Raw genomic sequence first — 23704 nt, 5'->3', positions numbered from 1 at the left:
GTGCCCCTTCCCCTCGGGCTACCAGGGTAGCGGCCCGGTCCGGGGGCATGTCCGACCGGCATTGTCCGTCCGGCGGCGTTGGCCCGGCGCCCCATGGTGAGGGTCCACGGCCCCGGCCGGTGCGCCCGACCCGAACTGGCGCCTCCGATCAGAACAGGTGCGGTTCGATCACCCGCACGACGAGCCGCCCTTCGCGCAGGGTCTGCACGCTGGGGTGCTCCTGGCCGATGACCTCGGCCAGCCGGTCCGCCACCGCCCCGAGGTCCTCCACAGGAGCGCCGCCGCCGACGTGCCTCGACACCAGGGCGAGATCACCGAGGCAGCGCAGCGTGTCGGGGTGGTCCGTGCCGAGCACTTCCGACAGCCGCGCGGCGGTCTCCCGCAGCCGGTCCGACGCCGACACCCGGTCATCCTCCTCGGCGAGACACACCGCGTGGTTCAGCTCTGCGGCGAGGGTGTGCGGGTGGTCGGGGCCGAGCGCCTTGCGCAGCTCAGCGGCCGCCCGGGCAGCCGACGCGCGGGCTTGCGACCTGCGGCCGAGCGCGCGCTCGGCGGCAGCGATGTTGCTCAGCGTGGCCAGGGTGTGCGGGTGCTCCGGGCCGAGCCGGAGACCCTCCTCGTACGCCTGGGTGACCGCGAGCATCTCGGTCCGCGCCCGAGCCGCATCGCCGACGGCCAACAGGTTCGCCGCCCGGCTCGCCCGGCACGCCAGCGTGTCCGGGTTGTCCGGACCGAATCGTTCGCCGAGTTCGCGGTGTGCCGTCTCGAACATCGGCGCGGCCTCGCTGCCCCGACCGGAGCTGCGCAGGGACACCGCCAGGTTGACCTGAGCGACGAGGCTCTGGCCGTCGTCCGGCCCGAGCACCTCGCAGTACGTGTCGTACACCGTGCGCAACAGGGCGACCGACCTCTCGTACTCGCCAGTCTCCCGCAGGTCGATACCGAGGCGCATGGCGGAGACGAGGGTGTGCGGATGCGTGGGGCCGAGCACCAGCCGGCGCCGCTGGTGCACCTCGTCGTCCCATCGACGGGCCGACCGATAGTCGCCGAGCAGCCGGTATGAGACGGCGAGGTCGTTGGCCGCATTCAGTGTCCGGGGGTGGTCCTCGCCGAACACCTCGAGCCAGGAGGCGTAGGTGGACCTGGCCCGTTCCAGGGACTCGGCGTAGCGGCCGAGCGCCCGCACGTCAGCGCCGAGGCCGCCGGAGGTCATCAGGCTGTGCGGGTGCAGCGGACCCAGCAGCCGGTTCTGCTCGGTTAGCACCGCCTCGTCCAGGTCCCGGGCCTCGTCGAACCGGCCCAGGCTACGCAGGATGTTCGCTCGATTGAACCGCAGGTGCAGCAGTTGGCGGTCCAGCACCGACGCCTCGACCTCGTCGTGCGTGTCGCCGAGCCGAGCGGTCCAGGTGTCGTCCACCTCCTGGCTGAACCAGTCGGCCTGGTCCAGACCGCCGCGCTGCCACAGGTAGCGGACCCGGTCGATCAGCAGCTGACACACCGACTCGTCCGGGCAGGTCAGCGCCTCGGAAGCCTCCAGGTGTGGCCAGAGCATGCGCAGCCGGGCCCAGGTCGTCGGGTCGTCCACCTCGCCGCGGGGCCGGGACGCGGCCAGCACCAGGTGCACCTGGTGTCGGGCGGCGGTGATCTCGTCGTCGGTCATCCGGTCGCGGACCACCGCCTGCAACAGCCGGTGCACCTGGACCCGACCGCCCTGGACGTCGAGTTTGAGCAGCGCCAGCCGGTTGATCTGCTGGACCAGGGCACCGCGCACGAGCCGCTCCGACACCGACGGGTCGAACGGCACGAGAGCCGCCGCCATCTCGTCGCTGTAGATGAGTTCGAGGGCGATCTCCGGGGCCAGCACTGAGCAGAGCTGCAACAGCCGGTAGGCGGCGGGCGCCTGCTCCAGCAGCCGGTTCAGTGACAGGTCCCAGGTCGCCTCCACGGAGAGGATGCTGGGGCCGTGCCGCTCGATCTGCCGTAGGTAGTCGGCGACCGACGTGCCGGTGTCGGCGAGCCAGGCCCCCGCCGCGGCCACCGCGATCGGAAGGTCGCCGAGCGCCTCGGCCACCCGGTCAGCCTGCTCGACGCCGATAGTGGGCAGCCGCTGGGCGAGGTGCGCGATGGCCTCGGTGCGGTCGAAGACGTCCACCTGGATCGGGTTCGCCCGGTCACCCCAGGCGCGGTTGCGGGAGGTCAGCAGAACGTGCCCGGGGCCCTGCGGCAGGAAGGGCTCGATCTGGTCGAGTTCTTCGGCGTTGTCGAACACGACGAGCCACCGCTCGTACGGCTCACCGCGGCCGAGCACCTGGAGCACCGACCGGACCGTGTCGGGCAGGGTCGGCCTGGCGAGGATGCCGAGGCGACCGGCGAGGTCGGCGAGTGCGGTGTCGACGAACTGCGGCGGGTCCGCCACGATCCACCAGACCACGTCGTACGCGGCCTTGAACCGGTGCACGTACTCCAGGGCCACCTGCGTCTTACCGACGCCGCCCATGCCCTGCAGGGCTACCGGCAGCACCACCGCGCTGCCCCCGCTCTGCAACTGCGCGCGCAGCCGCGCCAGGTCGTCCTCCCGGCCGGTGAACCGGGCGTTCCGGTTGGGAGCATTGAAGATCAACGGCTCGGTGCCGGGATAACGGGCACTCCCACCCGCCGGGCCGTCCGCCGACGAGGGCACCGGCCGACCGACCAGCCGCAACACCCGCTCCACGGCGGTCGCGGCGCTCACATTGACCAGGTTGGTGAAGCTCTGCGACGGGAACTCGGCCAGTGGGCGCAGGTCGGCGACGTACACGGCCAGGGCCGTCGAACCGGTGCTCGTGTCCCGGTCGGGCATACCACCGGACGGGGTGGCCACGTAGGCCGGCGAGACCACTGTCAGCGTGCGCGGGGCCGGCGTACCGGCGGACCCGACGGCGGCAGTGGGCTCCACCACCCGCAGCCCGGCCGAGCTGAGCACCCGCTCCAGCCACTCGGCCCAGATGGCGTCCTCCGGCGCGTACCGGAGCACGATCTGGTCGTCGATCGCCTCGGTGCGTCGGTGGAAGCGGGCGTTGGCCCGCTCCCGTACCGACTCGTCCATCGCCGGCAGCGCGGTCACCGCCCCGTCGGTGAGGATCCCGGTCAACGCCTCGAACGCGGCCAGCAGGGACGACGGCGAACCGGGCGGATCACCAAACGTCGCAAGCTTCTCCTCGTACGCGTAGAACGGTCGGTACGGGACCTCGACCGTCGCCCAGTATCGCCCTCGTTCCGCCTCGGTCATTCCCGCCGGCAACCCGGCGAACCGGCGCATGGCCAGCAGGCGACCCGCTACGGCACGCTCCCTCTCGGCCTGGTCGACCCGCATCGGCACCGGCAGTATCCGGATGTCCCGCCGGCGATACCGGTCCCGTACCGAGTGCGCCACCCGGGCCGCACCGTCGATGCTCTGGTCGCTGAGGGTGAAGCAGTCCACCAGCGTGTCCGGCAGGTGCAGGGTGCAGATGTCGGAAACGTCGCTCAGCCCCGTCCGGCTGTCGATCAAGGTGAAGTCGTACTGGCGCTTCATGTCCGCCCGCAGCGCCTCGAAGAACTGCGCCCCGCCCAGCCGGTTGTAGAAGTTGTCCCAGTCCAGGCCGCTCACCGAGACGGCGTAGTCGCTGTTCTGTCGGCCGGCGGAGAGGAAGTCGAGGCCGCCGCCGTCGGGGAAGTTCCAGCGCAGCGAGAAGGCATGCCGCCCGACCCGGGCGTACTGCTCCATCCAGCGGTCCGGCCGGTCGTCGACCCGGGTGGTCTCCCACTCGTAGCCGCGGATCATGTCGATCACACCGCTGGTGCCCTGGATCGCCTCGGCGTCGAGGAACGGGTGGAAGTAGCGGTGCAGACCGGGCGACTCGAGGTCCCAGTCGGCGACGAGCACCCGCCTGCCACTGGCCGCCAGGATCCAGGCCACGTTGGCCAGCGCCATCGTCCGGCCCGTTCCACCCTTGAACGAGTAGAAGGTGACGACCTGGCCTTCGCGATCGTTGTTCATCGGTTTTCTCCGTGGGGACGCGGTGAGGCCGGGCCTGGTGTCGTACGGGCTAGAACGGGTGAGGATCGATGATCCGGGCGACCAGGTGCCCGTCCCGCAGCGCCCGCACGCCCGGGTGGTCGGCCCCGACGACCTCACCCAACGAGACGACCTCGGCGGTGACCGTCGGCGGCCGGTCACCCACGTTCTCGCGCAGGACGAGCGCCAGGTTGGCCTGGCAACGCAGGGCGTCCGGGTGGCGCGAACCGGACGCGGCCAGCCAACGCTCGGCGGTTGCGCGGAGGTGGTCGAGCGCGGCGTCCCGGTCCCCCTCCTCGGCGCGGCAGATGCCGAGGTTCTCCTCAGCGGCGAGGGTGTGCGGGTGGTCCGGGCCGAGCACCTCGCGCAGGGCACCGGCCGCCCGTTCGGCCGTCGCGCGGGCCTCCGCGGTCCGGCCCACGGCCCGCTGCGCCGCGGCGAGGTTGCTGAGCGCACCCAGGGTGTGCGGATGGGTGGCCCCGAGCCGCTGCTCGTAGATCCTTGCCACCTGTGTCGCCTCGGCCACCGCGCGTCCGGTGTCGCCGAGTGCCAGCAGATTCGCGACCAGCGCTGCACGGCAGATCAACGTTTCGGGATTGTCCCGCCCGAACTTCTCCTCGAGCACCGGGTACGCCGCGTCGAGCAGTCCGGCTGCCTCCACCAACTGGCCCGCGCTCCGCAGCGACACCGCGAGACTGACCTGAGCGTTCAGCGTGTCCCCCGCCTCGCTGCCGATCTCCTTCAGACTGGCGAGTTGTTCGTGCACTGTGCGCAGCATCTTGGCCGAGTTGGCGTACTCACCGGCCTCCCGCAGGTCGCGTGCCAGCTGCGCGGCAGAGTGCACGGTGTACGGATGTTCCGGGCCGAGCACCTGCCGACGGAGCTGGAACACCGCCTCGTCCCGAACGCGCGCCGAGCGGAAGTCGCCCACCAGGCGATAGGAGTGCGCGAGGTTGTTGGCCGCGAAGAGCGTGCGCGGATGGTATTCGCCGAACTCCTCACTCCACGCGTCGTAGGTCTCCTGATCACGCTCGATCGCGTCGGTGTAGCGGCCGAGGGCCCGCAGATCGGCACCCAGGCTGCCGGCGGTCATCAGGGTGTGCGAATGCCGGTCACCCAGCAGCTCCCGTTGCGCTTCGTGAGTCTCCTGGTCCAGGTCGTGGGCCTCGACGTAGTGGGCCAGTGCCCGTAGCACGTTCGCACGATTGAAGCGCAGGTGCAGCAACTGCCGACGCAACGTGGCGAGCTCCTCGGTGCCGTAGAGGCGGGCCCGCCGCTTCGACCAGACCCCGTCGACCTCCTTGGCGAACGCGTTCGCCTCGTCGAGTTCTCCCTGACGCCACAGATACCGCACCCGGTCGATCATCAGCTCCCGGACCGACTCGTCCTTGCTGCCCATCGCGCCGGAGGCCTCGATGTGCGGCCAGAGCCTCCGGAACCTGTCCCAGGTGCGCGGATCGTCGGCGTCGCCGCCAGGCCACGCCTTGCCCAGCACCAGGTGTGCCTTGTGTCGGGTGTCGGCGACCTCGTCCGGGGTCATCCCGCCCCGTACCACCGCCTGGAGCAACCGGTGCACCAGGACCCGTTGCTCGGACATGTTCATAGTGAGTAGCGCCGACCGGTTGATCCGCTGGACCAGCCGCCCGATCATCATGGGTTCCGACACCGCGGGATCGAACGGCGCCAACGTCTTCACCATCTCGTCGTTGTACAGCAGTCCCAGGTCTATCTCGGAGGCCAGCACCGAGCAGAGCTGCAACAGCCGGTACGCCGCCGGGAACTGCGCGCGCAGCCGCGCCAACGAAAGATCCCAGGTGGCCTCCACGGAGAGGGCGCTGGGACCTTGCCGCTCGATCTGCTCCAGGTACGCGTCAACCGAGGTACCGGTGTCTGCGAGGTAGGCACCGGCCGTGGCCACCGCGACCGCCAGGTCCCCGAGCGCGTCGGCGATTCGGTCCGCCTCGTGCTCAGTGAGGGAGGGCACCCGACGTTGCAGGTGGGCGACGCTCTCCTTACGGGCGAACACGTCGACCTGGATCAGCGTGGCCCGATCTCCCCAGAGTTGGTTGCGCGAGGTGAGCAACACGTGCCCACCGCGCGGCAGGAAGCGCTCGAACGGGGCCGTCTCCTCGGCGTTGTCAATCACCAACAGCCACCGCCTGGGCTCACCGCGCCCGAGCGCCTCCAGCACCGCGCGTGCGTTGTCCGCCTGGTCCGTGTTGCCACCGACGCCGAGCCGGTCGGCGAAGGCCGCCAGCGACTTTTCCACGTCGGCGCCGATCGACTCCGTCGCGCCAGCGGAGATCCACCAGACCGCGTCGTAGGCGGACTTGAACCGGTGCGCGTATTCCAGGGCGAGCTCGGTCTTGCCGACGCCACCCATCCCCTGCAACGCGACCGGCAAGGCAACCGGCCCGGTCAGATGTCGGCGCAGGAGGGCCAGCTCATTCTCCCGTCCGGTGAACCGCGCGTTGCGGTTCGGGGCCTCGAAGACGGCCGGCTCGGCGGCCGGGAAACGCAGGCCGGCGTCAGCCGGGCCGTCGACGCGGAGCGGCAACGGGCGCCCCACCAGCCGCAGTAACCGCTCGGCGGCGGTCGCCGCGGTGACGTTGACCAGTTGGGTGGAGGAGGCCACCGCGAACTCCGCGAGTGGCCGCAGATCGCTCACGTAGACCGCGAGCGGAGTGGTGTCGGCGGTCGGGTCCCGCGGAGGCAACGCGGCGGGGGGCAGGGCCACGTAGGCCGAAGAGAGAATGGTCAGCGTACGGGCCGGCGGGCGGGCGTCGGACTCGATCGGCCGGGTACCGTCGACGACCCGTATTTCAGCCGAGCTGAGCACCCGCTCGATCCACTCCGCCCAGACCGCGTCCTCCGGGGCGTAGCGGAGCATGAGGTCGTCGTCGGGGAGCTTGTGGCGGCGCCGGAAGCGGGCCTTCTCCCGCTCGCGCACCGACTCGTCCATCGGCGGCATCGCGCGCACCTCGCCGTTTGTCAACTCCGCTGTCAGCGTCTCGAACGCCGCCAGCAGCGACGTGGGTGAGCCGGGCGCGTCGCCGAAGGTCGCCAACGTCTCCTCGTACGCGTAGAAGGGCCGGTACGGCACCTCCACCGCCGCCCAGTAGCGGCGCCGGTCCGCCTCCGTCATCTCGGTGGGCAGACCGGCGAAGCGGCGCATCGCGAGCGCCCGTCCGGCGTCGGCCTTCTCCTTCTCCGCCTGGTCGACCCGCATCGGCACCGGCAGGATCCGAATGCCGCGGCGTGAGTGGTGCCAGGCGACGGCGCTGGCGACCTGAGCGGCACCCTCGATGCCCTGGTCACTGAGGGTGAAGCAGTCGACCAGGGTGTCCGGCAGGTGCAGGGTGCAGATGTCGGCGACGTCGCTGAGCCCCGTGCGGCTGTCGATCAGGGTGTAGTCGTACTCGCGCTTCATGTCCTCGCGGAGTGCCTCGAAGAACTGCGCCCCGCCCAACCGGTGATAGAAGGTGTCCCAGTCCAGCCCGTTCACCGAAACGGCGTAGTCGCCGTTCTGCCGGCCGGCGGAGAGGAAGTTCAGCCCGCCACCGCCGGGGAACTCCCAGGCCAGCGAGAACGCGTACCGGTTGACCCGGGCGAACTGCTCGACCCAGCCCTCCGGCCGTACCGCCTCGCGGATGGTCTCCGACTCGTAGTCCCGGATCAGGTCGATGACCCCGGCGGTGCCGCCGATCGCCGACACGTCCAGAAAGGGGTGGAAGAAGCGGTGCAGCCCGGGCGATTCCAGGTCCCAGTCGGTGACCAGCACCCGCTTGCCGTTGGCAGCGAGGATCCACGCGACGTTGGCCAGCGCCATCGTCCGGCCCGTTCCGCCCTTGAACGAGTAGAAGGTGACTATCTGACCGTCGCGCTCAGTGCTCATCGGGCATCTCCGGGGCTTCGAACGATGACGGGGCCGGGTCGCGCAGGCTGGGTGGCCGGGTACCGGGCCCCGGTGCCGGGAACACCGCGCCGTGCTTCAGGTAGAGCCGCCGGGCCTCGGTCACCACGGTCGGCATCAGCCCGGCGAACTCGTCCATCCGCCCGACCCACCGCGCTCGCGTCGCGCCCGCGTCCTGCAGTACGCCCAGGACCAGCCGCGCCAGGTCTGCGCCGCGGTGCGCGTCGCGCGGGTCGTCGGCGTCGGTCACCACGAGCGGGACCACCCACGGCGGCAGCGCCCGCGCGGCGGCCCGCAGAGCGGCTGTGCCACCGGGAAGCTCGGTAAACCACGGGTCGATCAGAAGCACGCCGGGGCGGATCTCGAGCAGGTCCTCGGAGTCGGCGAAGTCGCTCGTGTGCACCGACAGTCCGAGCCGCTCGGCAGTGCTCGCGGCGTACTCGGCCACCGGAAGCTCCTGCCGCGCCCCGAAGGGACGCCAGAGGCGGCTGCGCTCTGCGTACCAGGACGCTTCCCGGCCCTCGGGCGGCTGGTCCCGGGTGGGTGCCAGCACCGTCACCACGAAGTCCGGGTTGGCCGCGATCCGCCGCGACACGTCCAGGGTGGGCGCCCGGGACGGACGCAGCCAGATCCGTTGGGTGGGCTCCACGATCCGCCGGGCCAGCCGCCCGAGCAGGATCTGGTACGGCTGCTGGTACGCGCCGAGCATGCAGAGCGCACGCATGCCGTTCTCGGCGTACTCGGGCACGTCCCGACCCAGATCCAGTGCCGCGTCGAGTTCGGGATGCTCCTCCCAACTGGGCACCGGAATCCAGAGGACCGGCGCCACGTGGTCGGCCGGTACGACGGGGGACGTCGGCTCCCCGGCCACGCGGAGCAGCCGAGTCAGGAAGGACTCCTGCTCGCCCAGTGCCCATGATCTGCTGAAGTAGCCAGGCGAATAGAGGGGCACGAACACCTGGGCCGCGCCGAGAGCGTCCGCCAGGGCCGCCTTCACGTCGGCGCCCGGTGGGATGGACTGGTCGATGAAACCGATCTCCACGCCCGGCCGCGGGGACACCAGCCGACTCACCTCACCCGACAGATCCGCGAAGAACCGGTCGACCCAGACGTCGGTGTCGGTGCGGGCACCCAGCAGCGGCGCGGAATGCGCGTAACTCAGGAAGAAGTAGGTCTGGCGAGTCGGCGCCCGCCCCTCGGCGGTGAGCGGCGTCATGCGGCTGCCTCCTCCGTGAAGAGCGTGCGCAGCTCATCGACGCCCGCGGGCACCAGCGGGTGGACGTGGTAGGCCCGATGGATCGCCACCACCCGCTGGGCGAGACGCCACACCACCGCGCGGTACGCCTGCTCCTGCTGCATGGTCAGCAAGCCGTAGACCCCCTCCTGCTCGTACTGGCGCGCGACGGTGTTGTCATCCGGTATGGCGGTCGGCGAGAACCGTTGGATGGCACGAATGCTCGGCGGCAGCGACGACTCGGCGGTCGGCGACCAGTTGACGGGCACGATCGCCGTCTCGTGCGCGGAGCCACCCGCGACACGTGGTTCGATGCGACGTCGTGCGAAGGCATGCCATTCCATGGCGCACCACGCACTGCTGATGAACGAGCTGGACACCAGCGGAATGAACACTTGGCAGGTCCCGGCGGCGCGCAACAGTTCGGGGGTCCAGCGCTCACCACCGCCCAGTGAGCTGTCCATGAAGCCGGGGTCGACCCCGGTCGGCAGGCCGACCAACTCGCTGACATGGGTGGAGAGGTCGTCGAAGAACCGCGAGAGGTACGCGTGGGGGGTGTTACCGGCCCGCCGGATCTGCGGACGTGAATAGCTCACGAAGAACAGCGGGGTTCGCGTATCAGCGACTGCTACCGCTTCGCTCACCGTCGTTCCTCCGCCGTCCGGAAAGCGACCGGAGTTTCAGCCTAAGGCGTTCGTCAATGCTGCAGACTGATCCGGTGCCGCCACGTCACTGTACGACGAAGGCCACTGTGGCGGGTATCGGCAGCAGCCGGGCCGTCGCTCCCCTGACCGGGCCACGACGGACGGACGGCCGCTCCTTCATGCGGCAACAGCAGCCGGCATTCGGCCAGGGTGCGGCGGGCCGCACGGGTCCTGACCGAGCCGGAGGGCAGGACGAGACCTCCGGTGTCGTACATCCGACCAATCGGGCTGGACCCGATTCACCGTCGCGCCGCCAGACGGTGCACGCCGAACCAGCCGATCGCGAAGTCCACTACGGCACGCACTGGCAGCAGGCGCGCGCTTGCCCGCCCCACCCGACCGTGCCGCACCAACGGCGTCTCGTCGAGCGCGGCACCCACCGCCGGGAAGTCCCGGTCGTCCAGGTCGAGAGCCCGAAAATCGAGGCGGACCCGCCGCCCGTCGACAAGCCGGAAGCACTGGTAGTCGCGCTCGGGAGGCGGCACCGGCAGCCGGTACTCGGCCAGGTGCAGGGCGGTGCACGCCTCGTAGCCGAGGCCGAGCAGCAGGACCTGCCCGTCCGCCGCGTAGAGCCCGCCCATTGGTGAGCGTTCTCCCAGGTGGCAGGTGAGGTCATGGCCGTCGGTGAGCTGCCGGGCCTGGGGGCCGAGCGCGGCGAACGAGGTCTGTGGATGGTCGCTGCGCACGGCACCGGGGGCACACCGGACGTACTCGGCGAGCGCCCCCATCCGCTGCGACGGGGTGGTCCGGCGGTCCCAGCCCGGCAGCGCCGCCTCGTACCGCTCGCGCTGCTCACGGTCCATACCGGCGATTGCCTCCAGGTGGGCTCGGGAGGTGGTCGAGTTACCGTCGGTCTGGGTGGGCACCAGGAGCGTGCCAGCCGGGCCGAGGACGTCCCGCAGGGCACCGGCGAGAGTCGCGGGGCCGCGCCTGAGCGGACCTACCCGGCGGAGGGCGCAATGCACCAGGAGGCACGCACCCGCGCGGACGCCCATCGCCCGCAGGTCGTCGGCGAGGCGGAGACGGTCCAGTGTGGACGGCTGACGCTCATCCGGCCCCGGCACGGGTTTCCTCCAGGGCGTGGCGCAGTTGGCCGACGAACCGCTCGCCCGCCGCGGTGAGCGACCGGCTGGCCAGCAGCGCGTCGGCACCGTCCCGGGTCCATGCCAGGAAGTGGGCCGCGTTCGCCGACGCGTCGCCCTGGTCGGTGGCCGCCCGGGACTGCCAGACCTGGGTGATGGCGAGGTGAGCGTAGACGCCCTGGAGGACGCCCTCCGGTGGCCGCGGGTCGGGGCGCCAGGGCACCCGGATCTGGGCGGCCTGGCCGGGTTCGACCAGGTCGTACAGGTCAAGAACCGCACCCAGCTTCGCGTGCTGCCACTCGTGCACGAGCAGCACCGCCATCGTCTCCGGGTCGGGATGGGGGGTGACGGCGACCGCGCCGAACGCGTGCCGGGCGGTGGCGCTTCGCAGGGGTCGCGCCGGGTCAGCCGCCAATGGAACGACGGCACGCAGGCCGCCGTCGAGCGCCGCCGCGTGCGCCGGCACGTCCCGGCGCACGACCCGCCAGGCCTCCGCCAGGGTACGGCCCAACGCCCGCGCCGCCGGACCGTCCAGGCGGGGCTCGACCGGCTGGCCGTAGCAGTCGCGGTACGGGTCACCGTCCTCAAGGAGCAGCCGGCCGCCGGGCACCGACACGTCGCGGGTCGGAAACCATCCGGTCGACGGCTGCGCCACCGGATCGAGGAGCACCGTCTGCTCGACCGACCCACCTCGGACCTGGAACTCGCCGGGTCGCACTGTCACCTCGGCGCTCTCCCCCAGGCCGGGCAGCACCAGGCTGCCGAGCGCGGGGAACGTTATCGTGTCGGCCCGCACCGGGACGTGCAACGCGGCCGGGACGCCGGCCCGCAGCGCCGCGGCGATGGCCAGGGCCGGCAGTGGGTCGACTGCCGCGCCGACGCCGGGCGGGGCCGACGAGTGGAGGCGATGCACCAGCCCGGGCCGGACGAAGGGGTGCGCCAGGACCGCTCGGATGGCCTCCGGTGCCGCCTGGTCGAGGTGGACGAGCAGTTCCCAGGCGGGCGTGGTGCCGGATCCGTCCCGGCAGGCCGCCAGCAACGCCCGGGTGATGGAGAGCTGGGTGGCGGCGAGCAGCGCGAGCGTCGACGCCGACCCGTGCCCGGTCGCCAGGTCGTCCAGCAACTCGTCGACGGGCGAGATGGTCGACAGTTCGCCCGACGCGGGCGGGGTGGGCGGCGGGTAGGCGTCCACTGTGTCGATCAGGCGGAGCAGGTCGGCGCAGTACACCGAGGGGTTGTCGAAGCCGGAGCCGGTCCGCCAACGGTGGGCGTACAGGCCGCCGCCGCACCGGTCGACCACCGGACAGGCCCGACAGGTCGCGCAGAGCCCGGCCACGCCGTCCTGCCGGACCGCGACCCCGGGGTGCCGCGTGGCCTCGTCCACCGAGTGGTCGAACACGTCGAAACCGGTGCCGGCCGCGCCGTGGTACGCGGTCTTCAGCGAGTCGACCTGCTCCCAACTCCCGTCCGCCTCGACGACCAGCACATCGGCTGGTGCGAGGCCGAACGCCTCGGTGCCGCCGCCGCCCGGGCGCAGCGCCTCGAACATCCGGATCGACATCGGCCGCCCGTCGTCCACCCAGCGCCGGTGAATCCGCCCCAGCCAGTCCGCGTACGGGGTCGGCTCGGGGCCGGGGCGCTCCGGCGGATGGTCCCAGGTGGCGTGGGGCAGCAACAGGTCGACCCGGGGCGGACTCTCAGCCAGCAGCGCCTCGTACACCCGGTCGGGGTCGTTGCGGACGTCGATCGTGCAGAGGATGCCGGCGTAGCTGGCGCGGTGCTCCGGCCGTCGGAGCAGGGCCAGCGCCCGGCGGACGTGGTCATGGCTGCTGCCGCCGTGGGCGAAGACCCGGTGGCGGTCGTTGGCGGCCCGGTCGCCGTCTAAGGACACACCGACCCGCACGTCGTACTCGACGAACAGCCGGCACAGCTCCTCGTCGAGCAGCACGCCGTTTGTCTGCATGCGCAGGTCGAGTCGCGTCCAGGGGGTGATCGCCGCGCGCAGTTCGGCCAGCACCTCTCGTAATCCCGCCGCCCCCAGCAGCAACGGCTCACCGCCGTGCAGCACCACGTGCACGACCGGCAACTCGTGCTCGCGGGCATGCTCGGCGATCCGCTGCGCGACGGCTCGAACCGTGGCCAGCGGCATCCGCACCGGTCGACCACGCCAGGTCTGGTCGGCGTGCTGGTAGACATAGCAGTGGTCGCAGCTGAGGTCGCACCGGCTGTGCACCTTCAGTACGAACTGGCTGATCCGTCGACATGATCCACCCGCTCCGGATGGACCACACCGACAGGCCACCATTCAGATGGCCGAGTTGAAGAGGGCGACGGGCACGGTGCCGGAGGGCACCGGCCCACCCTCAACGACGCGCCGCCGGATCGCCTCGACCAGATCGGCGTGCTCGACGGCGATCCGCTCAAGCGGGATGTCCAGGCTATGTGTGAGGTCATCCAGGCCCGGACGGGATGGGCGGGTGGGTGCGTTGTCCACAATGATTCTCCGGGTCCCGCGGACGCGCCACGGGAGGTGTGATGGACGGCCCGAGGGCCCTGACGCGCCACCAGAATAGGCAACAGCCCCAACGATGTCATCGTTGGTCAAGTAGCGCACCAACCGAGGAGGAACTCACATGTGCCGGAGCATCAAGACGCTGCGTGAGCCGTTCACCCCGCAGGTGACCGACGCGGACGTCGAGGCGGCAGCGTTGCAGTACGTCCGGAAGATCTCTGGCTTCCGGGCGCCCGCCGCGCACAACGCCGCCGCGTTCGACGCCGCGGTGGCCACCGTGGCCGAGGCGACGCGCACCCTGCTCGACCATCTGGTGGTGCGGGGTGCCGGATCGGGCACCACCGACCGGTCGGCCACCGCGGCCAGCTGATCGCCGCTGACCGGCACGGCACCCGGCCGGGCCTGACCCTGGAGAGGGTCAGGCCGCGGCGAGCGCTGGGGCGATCGTGTCGGGCGCCCAGCGCGAGCGGTGGCACTGCGACCAGCCCCGACAACCTGGGTCACCCAGCGAGCACAGCCGCAGCCTGCTGAGCACCTCACCGTCCTCGGTGTCCCGCACGTCGAAGTGCACCGGACGGACCGTGCCGTCCGGAGCGACGAGCAGGTGCCGGCCCGCGTCGAGCGTGTCGTCGCGCAACAGGCAGTTGCGGCCCAGCAATCGGGCCAGCGCGGCGATGCTCGCGTGCTCGGAGAGCTGCTCGGGCACCCCGTAGCAGTCCACCACCGTCGCGAACTCGCCCGGCGCCTGCCAGACGTCACACACCACCGCGTACGCCGGCAGCCGCGCCGGGTCGGCCACCGCCAGCGGCATCACCACCCGACCAAGCGCTTCCGCCAGCGCCGGGTAGACCTCCACGGGTTGAGCCCCGTCGATTCTCCAGTTCCACAGCTCGGTCATTCCGCCTCCTCGCTGCGTTCGTCCCCACCGGCCTCCGGATCGGGCCTTACACACGATGGTGGGGGGCATTTGACCCCAGCCGGGGGCAAGTTACCGGTCTGTGACCATTCCGGGCAAAATTTCCCTGAGCGGCATTGCTCGGAGTAGCGGGAAGGTGACAGTTTATCGGGTATGGTGCGCCATCCGCGCCACCGCCACCGCGTGTTCCGCCGCGGGTCGACCGCCCCCGGTCAGCGCAGCACGACCAGGTGCTCCCCCCGGGGCAGCAGCTCGCCCACCACGGGAGCGCCGGGCACCTCGCCGGCGACCAGCAGGCCACCTGAGGTCTGCGCGTCGGCCAGCAGCAACCGCTCCGCCTCGTCAGCCGCGCCGAAGTCCGTCCACGGGGTCACCCACTCCAGGTTGCGCCGGCTGCCGCCGCTGACGAACCCGTCGCGCAGCGCCTCACGCGCGCCGGCCAGATAGGGCACCCGGGCGGTGTCGATGGCCACCGTGACCTGGCTGGCCCGGGCCAGCTTCGAGGCGTGCCCGAGCAGCCCGAACCCGGTCACGTCGGTGCCGCACCGGATGCCGGCGGCGACCGCCGCGTGGGCGGCCTCCCGATTGAGCGCGCTCATCGTGGCCACCGCCTCCGGGAAGCTCTCACCGGTCGCCTTGTGCCGGGTGTTCAGCACACCCACCCCGAGCGGCTTGGTCAGCGACAACGGCACCCCGGCCCGCCCGGCGTCGAGGGTGATCAGCTCCTCCGGTCGGACCGTGCCGGTGACCGCGAGACCGTACTTCGGGCCGTCGTCGTCCACGCTGTGCCCGCCGGCCAGGTGACAGCCGGCCTCCCGCGCCACGTCCTGGCCGCCGCGCAGCACCTCACGGGCCAACTCCAGCGGCAGCACGTCGCGCGGCCAGCAGAGCAGGTTGAGCGCCACCAGCGGGGTGCCGCCCATCGCGTACACGTCGGAGAGCGCGTTGGCCGCTGCGATCCGACCCCAGTCGTACGCGTCGTCGACCACCGGGGTGAAGAAGTCGGCGGTGCTGACCAGGCCGGTCCGCTCATCGAGGCGCACCACAGCCGCGTCGTCGCCGTGGTCCAACCCGACCAGCAACTCGGCGGTGCCGGTCGCCGGGCCGAGACCAGCCACCATGATCTCCAGCTCGCCCGGCGGGATCTTGCAGGCGCAGCCACCGCCGCGGGCGTACTTGGTCAACCGTACGGGTTCGGTCATCCACCAATGATCGCGACAAGGCGCCACGATCGCCACCGCGACCACCCATCCGGTGACCAAATTCGGACGCCCGAGAACGATCGTGACCGGTGTTACCGCTCCGTGACCCGCTGGGTTGCGTTCTGCCACATCAGGCCGCCTACAGTGGCCGCACCGGGGGTCAACCGACCCCGATCCGGGAGACGACAGGGGACGGTGGACGACGTGACGACGGGCGAACCGCTCATCGTGCTGGACGCGGTCAACAAGTGGTTCGGGCCGCTGCACGTGCTGGACGACGTCTCACTGTCAGTGGGTCGGGGCGAGGTGGTCGTGGTGATCGGCCCGTCCGGCTCCGGCAAGTCGACGCTGTGCCGCACGATCAACCGACTGGAGCCGATCAACTCGGGCACCATCACCTTCGACGGTCAGCCGCTGCCGGCCGAGGGCAAGCCCCTCGCGAAGCTGCGCAGCGAGGTGGGCATGGTCTTCCAGTCGTTCAACCTCTTCGCGCACAAGACCATCCTGGAGAACGTCACCCTCGGCCCGATCAAGGTCCGCAAGGAGAAGCCGACCGCCGCCCGCGAGCGCGGCCTGGCCCTGCTGGACCGGGTCGGCATCGCCAACCAGGCGGACAAGTTCCCGGCCCAGCTCTCCGGCGGCCAGCAGCAGCGGGCGGCCATCGCCCGGGCGCTGGCCATGCAGCCCAAGGCGATGCTCTTCGACGAGCCGACCAGCGCCCTGGACCCGGAGATGGTCGGCGAGGTGCTCGACGTGATGACCTCGCTGGCCAGCGACGGCATGACGATGGTCGTGGTGACCCACGAGATGGGCTTCGCCCGGCACGCGGCGAACCGGGTCATCTTCATGGCCGACGGGCAACTGGTCGAGGACGCCCCACCGGCGGAGTTCTTCGCGAACCCGCGCAGCGAGCGGGCCCGAGACTTCCTCTCCAAGATCCTCACGCACTAGGCGTCCGTAGTGGAGCGCGCCGTACTCGGTGGGCTCCGTTGAAGAAGGAGAAGAGTATGCGTATCAAGCGCGTTGCGGCAGTCGCCGCGGTCGCCGCTCTGGCGCTCGGCCTCACCGCCTGTGGTGGCGACGACGGCGGGGAGGGCACCGGCGCTGGCAGCAAGTCCTTCACCGCCGGCACCACCATGGAGAAGCTGAACAAGGCCCAGAAGATCAAGGTCGGCACCAAGTTCGACCAGCCCGGCTTCGGCCTGAAGGGCCTCTCCGGCAAGCCGGAGGGCTTCGACGTCGAGATCGCCAAGATCATCGTCAAGGAGCTCGGCATCCCCGAGGACAAGATCGAGTGGGTCGAGGCCCCCTCGAAGGTCCGCGAGGACGTGATCGTCAACGGCACTGTCGACCTGGTCGCCGCGACCTACACGATCAACGACAAGCGCAAGGAGCGGATCGCCTTCGCAGGCCCGTACTACGAGGCCGGCCAGAACATCATGGTCAAGAAGGACGACACCACCATCACCGGTCCGGACTCGTTCAAGGACGGCACCAAGAAGGTCTGCTCGGTCACCGGCTCGACGCCGTTCGAGGAGATCAAGAAGTACGTCAAGGACGTCGCCACCCAGCTGGTGCCCTTCGACACCTACGACAAGTGCCGGGACGCCCTCAAGAGCGGCCAGGTCGACGCCGTCACCACCGACAACGTGATCCTGCTCGGCTACATCGCCAAGGACGAGGCGTCGTTCAAGCTGGCCGGCAGCAACTTCACCAAGGAGCCGTACGGCATCGGGGTGAAGAAGGAGGACGCGGACTTCCGCAGCTTCATCAACGACACGCTGGACAAGGCCGTCGCCGACGGCAGCTGGAAGAAGGCCTGGGACAACACCGCCGGCAAGTTCGGCGCGGAACTGGGCTCGGCGCCCACCATCAACCGCTACTGATCTGATCCTTCGATCTGGAGGGTGGGGAGGAACACCGACCCGTGAACGTGCTCATCGACAAGTTCGACGTCTTTGCGGGTGGTTTCTGGCTCACCCTCCAGATCTGCATCCTCGCCGCGATCGGCGCCCTCGTCCTGGGCGCCATCGTGGCGGTGCTGCGCATCTCACCGGTGCCGCCGTTGCGCGCGCTCGGCACCGGCTACGTGAACGTCTTCCGCAACATGCCGCTGACAGTGGTGATGTTCTTCGCCGCGTTCGGCCTGCCGGCGCTCGGCTCCAACGCGGACTTCCTCCGCATCCCGGTGCTCGACTCGCTGTTCACCCGGCTCGGCACCGACCTGCCGTACTTCCGGTTCGCACTGATCGCCCTGGTGCTCTACACCGCGGCGTTCGTCTGCGAGGCGCTGCGGTCCGGGGTGAACGCGGTGCCCGCCGGCCAGGCGGAGGCGGCGCGGTCACTGGGCCTGACCTTCGGGCAGAACCTGCGCTACGTGGTGCTGCCACAGTCCTGGAAGGCCTCGATCGTCCCGCTCGGTTCGGTGATCATCGCGATGATCAAGAATTCGGCGCTGGCCGGCTTCTTCGGGGTTGCCGGTGACCTGTCGGCCACGGCCGACCAGCTCACCGGGGCCGAGGGCTATGCCTTCGTCCCGGTCGCCATCGGCATCTCGATCGGCTACCTGATCATGACCGTGCCGCTCGGCGCCCTGCTGGACCGGATCGAGAAGCGACAGGCGGTGGCCCGATGAGTCAGCAGACCAGCGTCCTCTACGACGTCCCTGGCCCCCGGCAGCGGCGGATCACCCTGATCAGCAGCCTCGTCGCCGGCGTGGTGCTGCTCGTCGGCGCATACTTCTTGATCTACCGGCCCCTGGACGAGAATGGCCAGCTCTCGATGGAGCTGTGGGGCCCGCTGATCGACCCCTCCAACGAGAACTTCTCCCAGGTGTGGGAGCGGATCGGCCTCGGTTTCAAGAACACCCTGCTCGCGGCGGCCCTGGCCATCGTCTCCTCGCTGGTGATCGGCACGCTGCTGGCCGTGCTGCGGATCCAGCTCAAGAGCCTGATCCGACGGCGCTTCACCGGCGTGGCGACGCCGCTGGCGTACCTGCTGCGCGGGCTGAGCAGGCTGCTGTCGGCGGTCACCCGGGTCTGCGTCGAGGTGTTCCGCGGCCTGCCCGTCGTGCTCACCATCTTCTTCGTGGCTCGCGGTTTCCCCGAGTTCGGCTTGTACTTCGACAACTTCTGGTACCTGGTCATCGGCCTCACCATCTACAACTCGGTGGTGATCGGCGAGATCCTCCGCTCCGGCATGGAGGGGCTGCCCGGCGGTCAGGCGGAGGCCGCCGCCGCCATCGGACTCTCCCCGGCACAGACCACCCGGATGATCCTGCTGCCACAGGCCTTCCGGGTCATGCTGCCGGCACTGATCAGCCAGTTGGTCGTGGTGCTCAAGGACACCTCGCTGGGGTTCATCATCAGCTACGAGGAGACCCTGAACATCGGCAAGCAGCTCATCGGCGTGCTGGGCAACCCGATCCAGGTCTACGTCGTGATCGCCGTGCTCTTCATCGTGGTGAACTACTCGCTGTCGAAGCTCGCCCAGTACGTCCAGCGGCGGCTCGCCCGCGGCCGCAAGACCGCCGACACCCCGGCACAGAACCCGCCGCCGGCAGCCCTGGTCTCCCAGGCCGAAGGCGGCGGCGGAGGCGGCGGCGGCATGGGCGCCTGATCGACTCGACTTCCTTGATATCGGGGTATCCCTTCAACTGGGATACCCCGATGTTGCTTACTGCGTGTCAAGGACCGGCCCCGAGTCGGATGGAACGAAAGCCCTGAACGATCCCGTCTCGGAGGCCGACTCGTTCGTGTCGTACATCAACGCTCGCCCGTATCGCAGCGCTCCGCGCCCAGGGCAAGATCTGAGCCAATGAGTATCGTTGCCCGGCTGGTCGTCGGAACAATCGTGGCGCCGTTCGCCGCCGTCGGTGTCTACCTGCACGGACTGTGGGCGGGTCACTTCCTCGATCTCCGCGCCACCAGCGTGTACTGCCCCGCCAAGCCCCTGGCTTCCACGTCGACCAGCGCCGACTGGCTGCCACTGCGGCATCTCTGTCGCTATGCCGACGGGACCACAACCGAGCTGGTCCCCCCATACGTCAACCCGATCGTGTTTCTCTGTCTGGCCATAGCGGTGGCCTGCACGGCACTCGCCCTGCGATCCGCCCGCCGCCCGGCAAACGCCGACCCGACAGCATTCGAGCCTCCGCGATGAGCGATACCCAGGGTCTGACCGGCAGGTCATGTCGGCGGCCGGCGCAGCGGCCGTTCTGACGGAGGCCGGACGGGGCGAGCCCGAGCGTCTCGCCCCGTCCCGCCCTCCGGTTGCCGTCGAGGGGCGCGGCTGCGGGGTTACGTCTCACCTGGAGAGCCGCACCCAGCCCGCAGACCCGATCGGTCAGCGGGCGATCTCGGTGACCCGGGACTCGCGGACCACTGTGACCCGGATCTGACCCGGGTAGGTCAGCTCCTCCTCGATCTGCTTGGCCACGTCGCGGGCCAGCACTGCCGCCCCGATGTCGTCCACGTCGTCCGGCTTGACCATCACCCGGATCTCCCGGCCGGCCTGCATGGCGAAGACCTTGTCCACGCCGAGCTTGCTGGCCGCGATCTCCTCGATCCGCTCCAGCCGCTTGACGTACGCCTCCAGGCTCTCCCGGCGCGCGCCCGGCCGACCACCGGAGCAGGCGTCGGAAGCCTGGGTGAGCACAGCCTCGATGGTCTGCGGGGGCACCTCGTTGTGGTGCGCCTCGATGGCGTGCACCACGTCCTCGTGCTCGCCGTACTTGCGGGCCAGGTCCGCGCCGATGATGGCGTGGCTGCCCTCCACCTCGTGGGTGAGCGCCTTGCCGATGTCGTGCAGGAACGCCGACCGTTTGATGATCGGCACGTCCAACCGCAGCTCGGCGGCCATGATGCCGGCGATGTGGGCGGTCTCGACCAGGTGCTTGAGCACGTTCTGCCCGTACGAGGTGCGGTAGCGCAGCCGGCCGAGCAGGGTCACCAGCTCCGGGTGGATCTCGGTGATGCCGACCTCGACCAGGGCGTCCTCGGCGGCGCGGAGGCAGAGCTGCTCCACCTCCTGCCGGGCCAGGTCGTAGACCTCCTCGATCCGGTGCGGGTGGATGCGCCCGTCCAGGACCAGCTTCTCCAGGGTCACCCGGCCCACCTCGCGACGGACCGGGTCGAAGCAGGAGAGCAGCACCGCCTCGGGGGTGTCGTCGATGATCAGGTTGACGCCGGTCACCGACTCGAAGGCGCGGATGTTGCGCCCCTCCCGGCCGATGATCCGCCCCTTCATCTCGTCACCGGGGAGGTGCAGGACGCTGACCACGCTCTCCGCGGTCTGCTCGCTGGCGACCCGCTGGATCGCGTCCACCACGATGTGTCGGGCGCGCTGCTCGGCGGTGTTGCGCGCGTCGGACTCGATGTCCCGCACGAGCAGCGCCGCTTCCCGCTTGGCCTGCGTCTCGATGGCGTCGACCAGCTCCAGTCGGGCGGACTCGGCGGTGAGCCCGGCGACCCGCTCCAGCTCCCGACGGCGCAGCTCCTCCGACTCGGTCAGCTCGGCCTCCCGCTGGGCGAGCGCGGCCTCCCGGGCGGCGAGGGCAGCCTTCGCGGCGGTGAGCTGTCGCTCCCGCTCGGCGAAACGCTCCACCTCCTCGGTGTGCATCCGCTCCCGCTCGTCCATCCGAGCTGCCCGGCGTTCCACCTCGGCGGCCTGCTCCCGGGTGGTGGCGGCGAGCACCGCGACCTCCCGCTCGCCGCTGCGCCGGGCTGCCGTCCGCAACTGCTCGGCGTCCGCCTCGGCCTGCTTGTGGGCGCGCTCCAGAACGGTGTCCGCCTCGGCCCGGGCGTCGTCGAGGACCCGGCGCGCCTCGGCGCGGGCCGCCTTCGCCTCGGCCTTCGCCGCCGCCGCCTCGGTACGGGCCGCGGCGGCCGCTGACTTCGCCACGTCGATCGTGCTGTTCGCCTCGTCGGCCGCGGTCCGCAGGGCCGCGAGGGACTGCTCCTGGCGGTCCTTCTCGGCGATGAAGGCGGGATCCTCCGGTGCCGGCGCGGCGCCCATCCGGCGCAGTGTCCGGATGCCGACCAGCACGGCCCCGATCACCACCACCGCGAGGACGAGGACGGCCGCGAGGAGCACGACGTCGAACGCGTTCATGCCGGGACCCCGTCGGGTCTACCGATGAACCTGTGCCGCCGCCCCGCCATGGCCGCCTCCCCTAACGTCGAGACCGCAGCGACCGTGCCAGGGGCACACTCCTGCGGCTGTGGACGCCCGACCGGAGCGGCTGGCCGTGGGTAGCTTTCTCCGCCGGCGGTGCCCGTGGGCAGCGTCGGCGACCGGGTGCAGTTGTCGCAGCGTTCCGGACCGGCCTGTCCGGAACTGCCGCCAAAGGCCGCGGAGTCGGCCAAAGTGATGCTGTTCTGTTACGCGATCTATGTTGTGCGCTTAGCCTGCGCTGGTCGGGCAATGTGAGCCTGTATGGCGAGGCTAGGTCGCCGGGGGTGCTCTGGTCAAGGACTCATGATCAAACCCCCCGAACGGAGAGAAGTTGAACCGTTACCGCGCGCTGATATCGCGCCGGACAGGAAGGGACAAACTCCGCGAGGTGTGCTGCCCCCTGGACGTGTCGGGCCTGCTCAGTGCCGTCCAAGGGGTCGTCGGACGAGGCCGAGGACCGAGGGAGGTGTGACCCAACCGTCTAACCGACGTCAGCTGGCACCGACCGCCACCGCTGCCGCGACCAACGCCGCGTTGTCCGCAGCGGGCGAGCCGTCCGGCAGACACACTGTGTCCTCGAGCCCGATTCGGGTGTCCAGACCCCGGCGTACCGCCTCGGCGAGGACCGGCCAGGTCGCCGGTCCCTCGGCGTGCAGCAGCACCGACGGCGCGTCCGCCGGCAGCGCGGCGAGAACCCGGGAGGCGTCGGCCAACGCGACCGCCACCTCCTCGGCCATGCACTCGACCAGAACCCGCCCGGCCGGCACCCGCCACCTCCGGTACGCCGCGACCGCGTCGAGCGTCCACAGCCCTGCCTCGACGAGCACACCACGCTCGTGCAGGGCGGCCGCGACCGCCTCGGCGCCGGGCTCGTGCGCGTTGACCGAGGCGAAGTCGGGCAACACCGGCCAGGCCCGGACGGCGGCCACCCTGGCAGCCGGATCCGGCACGATCCAGGCGCCGGTGCTCACCCCCACCGGCAGCCCCGGCCGGGCGGAACGGATCGCGGTCAGTGCCTCAGCGATCACCGTCGGCCGCAGCGACTCGACGCCGGCCTCGTCCCGGGGATGGACGTGCACGGCCGCGACCCCGAGCGCCACACAGCGGGCCGCATCGGCGGCGAGCTCCGCCGCCGTGAGCGGCACGGCCGGATGGGCTTCCCGGCCGCGCCCACCGTTCAGACAAGCCTTCAACATCGGGGCCCCATCGGGAGTCGCAGCGGCCCGCTCACTCGACCAGACGGTTGTCGCGCTCCAACTCGCCCTCGGCGTCGGCGAGCGCGTCGGCGTCGATCTGCTCGGCGAACTCGGCCGCCTCGGCGCTCTGCGCCGCGAGCGCGTCCTTCACCGCCCGGATGGCCACACCAGGCGGGTAACCCTTGCGGGCCAACATGCCCACCAGCCGGCGGAAGACCGCGTCCGGCTCGCCTCGGGCGGTGCGCAGCTTGCGCTCCACCAGGCCACGGGCGGTGTCCGCCTCGGTCTCCTCGTCCAGCTCACCCAGCGCCTCGGTGGCCACCTCGCCGTCCACGCCCTTGCGGCGCAGCTCGTTGGCGAGTGCCCGGCGAGCGAGGCCGCGCCCGGCGTGCCGGCTGGACACCCAGGCCCGGGCGAACGCGGCGTCGTCGATGATGCCGACCTCGTCATACCGGTCGAGGACCTCGGCCGAGACCTCCTCGGAGATGCCCCGCTTGGCCAACGCCCCGGCCAGCTCGGCCCGGGTGCGGGGCCGGACGGCAAGCTGGCGCAGGCAGATCTCGCGGGCCAACTCCGACTCGTCGCGAGGGGGCGTCGGAGACTCGACGGTGTCGGCCTCCTCGGACCGACCCCGGCGGCCCCGCCGAGGGCGGGGCGCATCAGTGGCGTCGCCCGTACGAGGCGGACTGGCATCCCAGCCCCGCCCCGTACGAGCGCGTCGTCCTGCCATGGGTC

The 23704-nt window shown here is 70.9% G+C and carries 18 protein-coding genes; 6 read left to right on the top strand and 12 right to left on the bottom strand.

Annotated features, from left to right (window positions below; translation table 11 throughout):
• Positions 1-148 precede the first annotated feature (148 nt).
• From fxsT (MED15_RS22420) to MED15_RS22390, 7 genes are all read right to left on the bottom strand, one after another.
• Positions 149-4018 (bottom strand): FxSxx-COOH system tetratricopeptide repeat protein, encoded by a 3870-nt coding sequence (gene fxsT / locus MED15_RS22420; protein WP_112736858.1) that lies wholly within the window; start codon positions 4016-4018, stop codon positions 149-151.
• Between the two features lie 49 nt (positions 4019-4067).
• Positions 4068-7931, bottom strand: coding sequence for an FxSxx-COOH system tetratricopeptide repeat protein (fxsT, locus tag MED15_RS22415; protein WP_112604514.1), 3864 nt, complete (start codon positions 7929-7931; stop codon positions 4068-4070).
• Positions 7921-9165, bottom strand: coding sequence for a TIR-like protein FxsC (locus tag MED15_RS22410; RefSeq protein ID WP_112736856.1), 1245 nt, complete (start codon positions 9163-9165; stop codon positions 7921-7923). The genes fxsT (MED15_RS22415) and MED15_RS22410 overlap by 11 nt, the downstream gene beginning before the upstream one ends.
• Positions 9162-9779 carry a TIR-like protein FxsC gene (locus tag MED15_RS22405; protein WP_225855054.1) on the bottom strand — a complete coding sequence of 206 codons (618 nt, stop codon included), beginning with the start codon at positions 9777-9779 and terminating at the stop codon, positions 9162-9164. Before MED15_RS22405 ends, MED15_RS22410 begins: the two co-directional genes overlap by 4 nt.
• Positions 9780-10126: 347 nt before the next feature.
• A complete protein-coding gene (locus tag MED15_RS22400) occupies positions 10127-10951 on the bottom strand; it encodes an AAC(3) family N-acetyltransferase (protein WP_244220541.1) in 825 nt (274 codons plus the stop codon).
• Complete coding sequence (locus MED15_RS22395) at positions 10935-13274, bottom strand: FxsB family cyclophane-forming radical SAM/SPASM peptide maturase (RefSeq protein ID WP_112736854.1); 2340 nt, start codon at positions 13272-13274, stop codon at positions 10935-10937. The genes MED15_RS22400 and MED15_RS22395 overlap by 17 nt, the downstream gene beginning before the upstream one ends.
• Positions 13275-13463: a hypothetical protein gene (locus tag MED15_RS22390; RefSeq protein WP_112586670.1), complete on the bottom strand. Its 189-nt coding sequence runs from the start codon at positions 13461-13463 to the stop codon at positions 13275-13277.
• Positions 13464-13602: 139 nt separating this feature from the next.
• Here MED15_RS22390 and MED15_RS22385 point away from each other — a divergent pair, with 139 nt between their 5' ends.
• Positions 13603-13851, top strand: a complete 249-nt coding sequence (locus MED15_RS22385) for a DUF2277 family protein (protein WP_112700128.1) — start codon at positions 13603-13605, stop codon at positions 13849-13851.
• Positions 13852-13899: 48 nt separating this feature from the next.
• On the opposite strand, the gene MED15_RS22380 is transcribed toward MED15_RS22385, so the two are convergent.
• Both MED15_RS22380 and selD read right to left on the bottom strand, forming a co-directional pair.
• On the bottom strand, positions 13900-14379 hold the full coding sequence (locus MED15_RS22380; RefSeq protein ID WP_112586667.1) for a hypothetical protein: 480 nt from the start codon (positions 14377-14379) through the stop codon (positions 13900-13902).
• A gap of 230 nt (positions 14380-14609) precedes the next feature.
• Entirely contained in the window at positions 14610-15599 is a 990-nt protein-coding gene (gene selD / locus MED15_RS22375) for a selenide, water dikinase SelD (protein WP_112586665.1), read from the bottom strand.
• Between the two features lie 195 nt (positions 15600-15794).
• Here selD and MED15_RS22370 point away from each other — a divergent pair, with 195 nt between their 5' ends.
• The 5 genes from MED15_RS22370 to MED15_RS22350 all read left to right on the top strand — a co-directional run bounded on the left by MED15_RS22370 (position 15795) and on the right by MED15_RS22350 (position 19760).
• Complete coding sequence (locus MED15_RS22370) at positions 15795-16550, top strand: amino acid ABC transporter ATP-binding protein (RefSeq protein WP_088946762.1); 756 nt, start codon at positions 15795-15797, stop codon at positions 16548-16550.
• A 56-nt stretch (positions 16551-16606) separates the two neighbouring features.
• Positions 16607-17485 carry a glutamate ABC transporter substrate-binding protein gene (locus MED15_RS22365; RefSeq protein ID WP_112586663.1) on the top strand — a complete coding sequence of 293 codons (879 nt, stop codon included), beginning with the start codon at positions 16607-16609 and terminating at the stop codon, positions 17483-17485.
• Positions 17486-17526: 41 nt separating this feature from the next.
• Positions 17527-18234 (top strand): amino acid ABC transporter permease, encoded by a 708-nt coding sequence (locus MED15_RS22360; protein WP_112586661.1) that lies wholly within the window; start codon positions 17527-17529, stop codon positions 18232-18234.
• Positions 18231-19217: an amino acid ABC transporter permease gene (locus MED15_RS22355; protein ID WP_112736852.1), complete on the top strand. Its 987-nt coding sequence runs from the start codon at positions 18231-18233 to the stop codon at positions 19215-19217. The genes MED15_RS22360 and MED15_RS22355 overlap by 4 nt, the downstream gene beginning before the upstream one ends.
• A 198-nt stretch (positions 19218-19415) precedes the next feature.
• Entirely contained in the window at positions 19416-19760 is a 345-nt protein-coding gene (locus MED15_RS22350; protein ID WP_146763002.1) for a hypothetical protein, read from the top strand.
• A 183-nt stretch (positions 19761-19943) separates the two neighbouring features.
• Here the strand turns inward: MED15_RS22350 and rny are convergent, their stop codons facing one another.
• The 3 genes from rny to MED15_RS22335 form a co-directional block, all read right to left on the bottom strand.
• Positions 19944-21710 (bottom strand): ribonuclease Y, encoded by a 1767-nt coding sequence (gene rny / locus MED15_RS22345; RefSeq protein ID WP_112586655.1) that lies wholly within the window; start codon positions 21708-21710, stop codon positions 19944-19946.
• A 554-nt stretch (positions 21711-22264) separates the two neighbouring features.
• Entirely contained in the window at positions 22265-22969 is a 705-nt protein-coding gene (locus MED15_RS22340; RefSeq protein ID WP_112586653.1) for a 3-keto-5-aminohexanoate cleavage protein, read from the bottom strand.
• Between the two features lie 31 nt (positions 22970-23000).
• The gene (locus MED15_RS22335; RefSeq protein ID WP_112604541.1) at positions 23001-23699 is read right to left on the bottom strand and encodes a regulatory protein RecX; all 699 of its coding nucleotides are present in this window, start codon (positions 23697-23699) and stop codon (positions 23001-23003) included.
• Between the last annotated feature and the right edge of the window lie 5 nt (positions 23700-23704).

The sequence above is a fragment of the Micromonospora noduli genome, assembly GCF_003264475.1.
Taxonomy (GTDB): domain Bacteria; phylum Actinomycetota; class Actinomycetes; order Mycobacteriales; family Micromonosporaceae; genus Micromonospora; species Micromonospora noduli.
This window is presented reverse-complemented; position numbering and strand designations above follow the sequence as displayed.

Bases quoted from the DNA above. Each gene is read 5' to 3' on its own strand.
- MED15_RS22410 (WP_112736856.1), bottom strand. From the start codon at position 9,165: ATGACGCCGCTCACCGCCGAGGGGCGGGCGCCGACTCGCCAGACCTAC.
- fxsT (WP_112736858.1), bottom strand. From the start codon at position 4,018: ATGAACAACGATCGCGAAGGCCAGGTCGTCACCTTCTACTCGTTCAAG.
- MED15_RS22355 (WP_112736852.1), top strand. From the start codon at position 18,231: ATGAGTCAGCAGACCAGCGTCCTCTACGACGTCCCTGGCCCCCGGCAG.
- rny (WP_112586655.1), bottom strand. From the start codon at position 21,710: ATGAACGCGTTCGACGTCGTGCTCCTCGCGGCCGTCCTCGTCCTCGCG.
- MED15_RS22380 (WP_112586667.1), bottom strand. From the start codon at position 14,379: ATGACCGAGCTGTGGAACTGGAGAATCGACGGGGCTCAACCCGTGGAG.
- selD (WP_112586665.1), bottom strand. From the start codon at position 15,599: ATGACCGAACCCGTACGGTTGACCAAGTACGCCCGCGGCGGTGGCTGC.
- MED15_RS22340 (WP_112586653.1), bottom strand. From the start codon at position 22,969: ATGTTGAAGGCTTGTCTGAACGGTGGGCGCGGCCGGGAAGCCCATCCG.
- MED15_RS22335 (WP_112604541.1), bottom strand. From the start codon at position 23,699: ATGGCAGGACGACGCGCTCGTACGGGGCGGGGCTGGGATGCCAGTCCG.
- fxsT (WP_112604514.1), bottom strand. From the start codon at position 7,931: ATGAGCACTGAGCGCGACGGTCAGATAGTCACCTTCTACTCGTTCAAG.
- MED15_RS22385 (WP_112700128.1), top strand. From the start codon at position 13,603: ATGTGCCGGAGCATCAAGACGCTGCGTGAGCCGTTCACCCCGCAGGTG.
- MED15_RS22350 (WP_146763002.1), top strand. From the start codon at position 19,416: ATGAGTATCGTTGCCCGGCTGGTCGTCGGAACAATCGTGGCGCCGTTC.
- MED15_RS22365 (WP_112586663.1), top strand. From the start codon at position 16,607: ATGCGTATCAAGCGCGTTGCGGCAGTCGCCGCGGTCGCCGCTCTGGCG.
- MED15_RS22395 (WP_112736854.1), bottom strand. From the start codon at position 13,274: ATGGTGGCCTGTCGGTGTGGTCCATCCGGAGCGGGTGGATCATGTCGA.